Origin of the sequence: Heyndrickxia coagulans DSM 1 = ATCC 7050 (genome assembly GCF_000290615.1) — a bacterium.
Taxonomy (GTDB): Bacteria; Bacillota; Bacilli; order Bacillales; family Bacillaceae_C; genus Weizmannia; species Weizmannia coagulans.
This window is the reverse complement of sequence record NZ_ALAS01000264.1, coordinates 1-4,659: the sequence shown is the minus strand read 5'-3', so window position 1 is coordinate 4,659 and position 4,659 is coordinate 1. Positions and strand designations below refer to the sequence as shown.

The following is a 4,659-nucleotide window of genomic DNA, read 5'->3' as shown; positions in this document are numbered from 1 at the left end:
TATTCGCCCACAAGCGTACATTTAAATGATAGAGCGTCTTCCCATTTTTTTCCACTCATCTGCCCTTCGAGTAAAATTTTACACATACCGGGCTGTATTTTTCCCGTTCCGGATCGTCCGGAACGGGTCCACCAATCTAATCCTTCTTCAGTTCCGCAAGCAATTCATAAGAACGGAGCCGCTCTTCGTGATTGTAAATATGTGACACAAACATCAATTCATCCGCTTTTGTCTCAGCCAAAAAATCTTCCATTTTCTCTTTTACTGTCTGCTTTGAACCGATGAATGCATACTCAAGCTGGCGCATGGCCGCTGCTTCCTCATACGGCGTCCAAATACCCTCCATGCTGTCAACAGCCGGCTGCAACTTTTGCGACCGCCCGCGGATAACGCCAAGGAAAAACTGGTACAAGCTGGTCGCAATCCGCTCTGCTTCTGCATCCGTGTCCGCCAAAACGGCATTGACGCATAACAGGGCGTACGGTTCTTTCAACCATTCGGACGGTTTAAAGTTTTCGCGGTAAATATAGAGGGCATCAAACAGCTGCGCCGGTGCAAAATGGCTTGCAAATGCAAACGGGAGCCCGAGTTGTGCGGCAAGTGATGCGCTGTATGTGCTTGACCCGAGCAGCCAGACCGGAACGTTGACGCCTTCCGCAACCACGGCTCTCGCATATGTGCGGCGGTCCTGTTCAGCTTTATGAAAATACTGCATCAATTCCTGGACATTGTGTGGAAAGTCCAGCTCACTGCCATTAAGATTGCGCCGGAGTGCTGCCGCTGTCAGCTGATCTGTCCCCGGCGCCCGGCCAAGCCCGAGGTCGATCCTGTCCGGATAAATAGAACCTAGCGTCCCGAACTGTTCCGCCACAACAAGCGGCGCATGGTTCGGCAGCATGACCCCGCCTGACCCGACACGGATCGTTTTTGTGCCGGATGCAACATAACCGACTAAAACAGCGGTCGCAGAACTGGCCACACCTGTCATATTATGGTGCTCCGCCAGCCAATAGCGCTTATATCCCCATTCTTCGGCATGGCGTGCAAGATCCAGTGTATTTTCAAAAGAATCAGCCGGTGTCTTTCCTTCTAAAACAGGAATCAAATCTAAAATAGAAAAAGCAATATCTTGTATGTTGTTACGATTTTCCATTGCAAGCTTCCTTTCTCCACCCGGTTGGGAAGATACATACATTGTAAAACAGACGATATCCAACCGGAAGCAATTTGCACTTTTCCTGCTACCATAGAAATGGGACGACCTTAATATTTGCCGGAGGAAAGATTTTTATCAGCCGCATATCTCAAGAGCGCAACCCGTTTAAAAAGCGGCAAGCAAAAAACGGCACCGCCGGCATGGGCGCCGTTTTTTGGCAACCATCTTTTAATCGAAACGGATTATAATTCTAGATGAATCCCCTTTGGCCAGTTTATCAAGCCCCTCATTTATCTCATCCAAAGTAATGAAATCACTTGCCAATTCATCCACCGGCAAGCGTCCGTTTTTAAAAAGCCGGATATAATTGGGAATATCCCTTTCCGGAACGCAACTGCCAATATAAGAGCCCTTCAGCGTCCGCTCCTCGGCCGTCAGCGTTACGTACGGGAAAGAAAAATGATGCTCCGGATGCGGCAGCCCTGTCGTAACCGTTGTGCCGCCGCGCTTGGTAATCGCGTATGCCGTTTCCATCGCCGGGACCGCACCTGCCGTCTCAAAAACAGTATCCAGCCCTCCGCCGGTTGCTTCCCGTATTTTCTCAACAACATCCGGATCTTTAGAATGAAATACATCTGTTGCCCCGAACCTTTTTGCCAATGCGAATTTATTTTCATTGATGTCCACTGCTACGACATGGCTCGCCCCTGCCGATACAGCCCCGATTAAAGCGCTTAATCCGACGCCGCCCAAACCGACAACCGCCACCGTGCTGCCCAGCTTGATCCGGGCTGTATTCACAACTGCCCCGACACCTGTAATGACGGCGCATCCAAAAAGGGCAAGCTTTTCAAACGGAATGTCTTCTTCCACCTTAATCAATGAACGGCGGGACACGACAGCATATTCAGAAAAATCCGATACACCGAGATGGTGCTTTACATCTTCGCCATTTGCATGGAGCCGGATGCCGCCCCCCGGTAAAGTGCCTGCCGTATTGGACGCCGATCCCGTTTCACATAATGCAGGGCGTCCCTCTTTGCACGGCAGGCATTCACCGCAGCTTGGCACAAACACACACACAACATGGTCACCGGGTGCCAGATCCGTAACGCCTTCACCGGTTCTCACCACTTCACCGGCAGCCTCATGCCCAAGCGCCATCGGCAAAGGCCGGGGTCTGCTGCCATTTACAACAGACAAATCCGAATGGCATAAACTGGCCGCCTTCATCTTGATAAGCACCTCCCCTTGTTGCGGCTCATCCAGTTCCAATGTTTCAATTTTAATCGGCCTGCTTGCCGCATATGGCACAGCAGCCCCTGATTCCCGCAGTACAGCAGCTCTGATCTTCACTCCATCCCATCTCCTCGAAATTTCGTTTTGCAGTACACTTGAAACCATGTTTCCGGTACTCTTTTTCTATGTGGACAAACCAGGAACCTATGAAGATATATTGATCTCAAAACGAATATAAATTTATCACGCCAATGAAAAGAAAGATGAGAAAAGATGCAAGCGCAAAATACAAAGAGGTCCTCCCTAGTTTTCTTTTTTCTGTATCTTTGTTCCCCATCCAGCTGAAAAACAAAATGACGCCAATGATTGGTATGATGAATGAAATAACGCAGCACACCATTTTATCATGTTTTGTAACCGTCACATTCCCCCCTATTGAAATGTATCAAAACCATTTTAACATCCACAGCGCTCTGTTTCAAAATTTTCAAACGAGAATAGCCCATACTGATGTAAATAGATAAAAAAACGCTTCTTACAATGTAAGAAGCGTTTCACCAAAAGTTTTCCAACAAAATTTTTTGATACCGGTGGTCGGGGTCGAACCGACACTCCCGAAGGAACACGATTTTGAGTCGTGCGCGTCTGCCAATTCCGCCACACCGGCACAATATGATGGAGGCGGCAACCGGAATCGAACCGGTGATAAAGGTTTTGCAGACCTCTGCCTTACCTCTTGGCTATGCCGCCATCAATGGAGCGGAAGACGGGATTCGAACCCGCGACCCCCACCTTGGCAAGGTGATGTTCTACCACTGAACTACTTCCGCATACTGGGCCAGCTGGATTCGAACCAGCGCATGACGGAGTCAAAGTCCGTTGCCTTACCGCTTGGCTATGGCCCAATCAAATATGGGGCGGATGGTGGGAATCGAACCCACGAATGCCGGAGCCACAATCCGGTGCGTTAACCACTTCGCCACAACCGCCATCATAATGGCAGGGGCAGTAGGAATCGAACCCACACTGGAGGTTTTGGAGACCTCTGTTCTACCTTTAAACTATGCCCCTTTAAAAATGGAGGGGGACGGATTCGAACCGCCGAACCCTGAGGGAGCGGATTTACAGTCCGCCGCGTTTAGCCACTTCGCTACCCCTCCATATTGCGTGGTGCCGGCCAGAGGACTTGAACCCCCAACCTACTGATTACAAGTCAGTTGCTCTACCAATTGAGCTAGACCGGCCAATGGTGGCTCGGGACGGAATCGAACCGCCGACACAAGGATTTTCAGTCCTTTGCTCTACCGACTGAGCTACCGAGCCGCGATTATGTAAAATGCAGATGGCGGTCCCGACGGGAATCGAACCCGCGATCTCCTGCGTGACAGGCAGGCGTGATAACCGCTACACTACGGGACCTTTATATGTAAATTGCGGGAGCAGGATTTGAACCTGCGACCTTCGGGTTATGAGCCCGACGAGCTACCAGACTGCTCCACCCCGCGATGATAAAATGGTGGAGGATGACGGGATCGAACCGCCGACCCTCTGCTTGTAAGGCAGACGCTCTCCCAGCTGAGCTAATCCTCCAGTTATAATGATGACCCGTACGGGATTCGAACCCGTGTTACCGCCGTGAAAGGGCGGTGTCTTAACCGCTTGACCAACGGGCCATATGGATCATGACGGAGAGCAAGGGATTCGAACCCTTGAGACAGCTTTTAGCCGCCTACACGATTTCCAATCGTGCTCCTTCGGCCTCTCGGACAGCTCTCCATTATGGCTCCGCAGGTAGGATTCGAACCTACGACCGATCGGTTAACAGCCGATTGCTCTACCACTGAGCTACTGCGGAATACAAGCCCGGCAGCGTCCTACTCTCGCAGGGGGAGACCCCCAACTACCATCGGCGCTGGAAAGCTTAACTTCCGTGTTCGGGATGGGAACGGGTGTGACCTTTCCGCCATCGCCACCGGACCTTAATGACAAAAATCATTATAACAAACTTTTCATTGCTTATCAACAGGAATTATGTGATTCCCTGAAAACCGGATGGGAGAAAAAACTGTAAACGGAGAATGCGTTTCTGCTTCTAACTTTGAGAATTGTCCAGCTCCGGTGCCTAGCCCCTCGAGGTCGAATCACCTGACCGCCACGGAGCCAAAAGACGGCTTCATGCCGGTCAGAACATTCGCTTGTCGGGGCTAAACAAGGCACCTTCGCTTTTCGTGGTTAAGTCCTCGATCGATTAGTATCCGTCAGCT

General features: G+C 50.6%; 2 protein-coding genes, 15 tRNA genes and 1 rRNA gene. All 18 read right to left on the bottom strand.

The features are described 5' to 3' along the window. Positions 1–136 precede the first annotated feature (136 nt). The 18 genes from IC21_RS14360 to rrf all read right to left on the bottom strand — a co-directional run bounded on the left by IC21_RS14360 (position 137) and on the right by rrf (position 4,372). Complete coding sequence (locus IC21_RS14360; RefSeq protein WP_019721294.1) at positions 137–1,153, bottom strand: LLM class flavin-dependent oxidoreductase; 1,017 nt, start codon at positions 1,151–1,153, stop codon at positions 137–139. 231 nt (positions 1,154–1,384) lie between these two features. After that, entirely contained in the window at positions 1,385–2,512 is a 1,128-nt protein-coding gene (locus IC21_RS14355) for a zinc-dependent alcohol dehydrogenase family protein (RefSeq protein ID WP_029143069.1), read from the bottom strand. Positions 2,513–2,980: 468 nt separating this feature from the next. Beyond that, positions 2,981–3,062, bottom strand: a tRNA-Leu gene (locus tag IC21_RS14345). A 9-nt stretch (positions 3,063–3,071) separates the two neighbouring features. Then, a tRNA-Cys gene (locus tag IC21_RS14340) sits at positions 3,072–3,145 on the bottom strand. 5 nt (positions 3,146–3,150) lie between these two features. Continuing rightward, positions 3,151–3,225: transfer RNA gene (locus IC21_RS14335), tRNA-Gly, on the bottom strand. Between the two features lie 3 nt (positions 3,226–3,228). Beyond that, a tRNA-Gln gene (locus tag IC21_RS14330) sits at positions 3,229–3,300 on the bottom strand. Between the two features lie 8 nt (positions 3,301–3,308). Continuing rightward, positions 3,309–3,384, bottom strand: a tRNA-His gene (locus IC21_RS14325). An 8-nt stretch (positions 3,385–3,392) separates the two neighbouring features. Then, positions 3,393–3,466 (bottom strand) — tRNA-Trp (locus IC21_RS14320). A gap of 7 nt (positions 3,467–3,473) precedes the next feature. Beyond that, positions 3,474–3,555, bottom strand: a tRNA-Tyr gene (locus IC21_RS14315). Between the two features lie 8 nt (positions 3,556–3,563). Then, positions 3,564–3,639, bottom strand: a tRNA-Thr gene (locus IC21_RS14310). Between the two features lie 3 nt (positions 3,640–3,642). Further along, a tRNA-Phe gene (locus IC21_RS14305) sits at positions 3,643–3,718 on the bottom strand. A 20-nt stretch (positions 3,719–3,738) separates the two neighbouring features. Beyond that, positions 3,739–3,814 (bottom strand) — tRNA-Asp (locus IC21_RS14300). A 12-nt stretch (positions 3,815–3,826) separates the two neighbouring features. Further along, positions 3,827–3,900 (bottom strand) — tRNA-Met (locus IC21_RS14295). A gap of 9 nt (positions 3,901–3,909) precedes the next feature. After that, a tRNA-Val gene (locus IC21_RS14290) sits at positions 3,910–3,985 on the bottom strand. Positions 3,986–3,996: 11 nt separating this feature from the next. Beyond that, positions 3,997–4,068, bottom strand: a tRNA-Glu gene (locus tag IC21_RS14285). A 13-nt stretch (positions 4,069–4,081) separates the two neighbouring features. Continuing rightward, a tRNA-Ser gene (locus tag IC21_RS14280) sits at positions 4,082–4,171 on the bottom strand. Between the two features lie 4 nt (positions 4,172–4,175). Further along, positions 4,176–4,250, bottom strand: a tRNA-Asn gene (locus IC21_RS14275). Positions 4,251–4,256: 6 nt separating this feature from the next. Continuing rightward, positions 4,257–4,372: ribosomal RNA gene (gene rrf / locus IC21_RS14270) — 5S ribosomal RNA — on the bottom strand. Between the last annotated feature and the right edge of the window lie 287 nt (positions 4,373–4,659).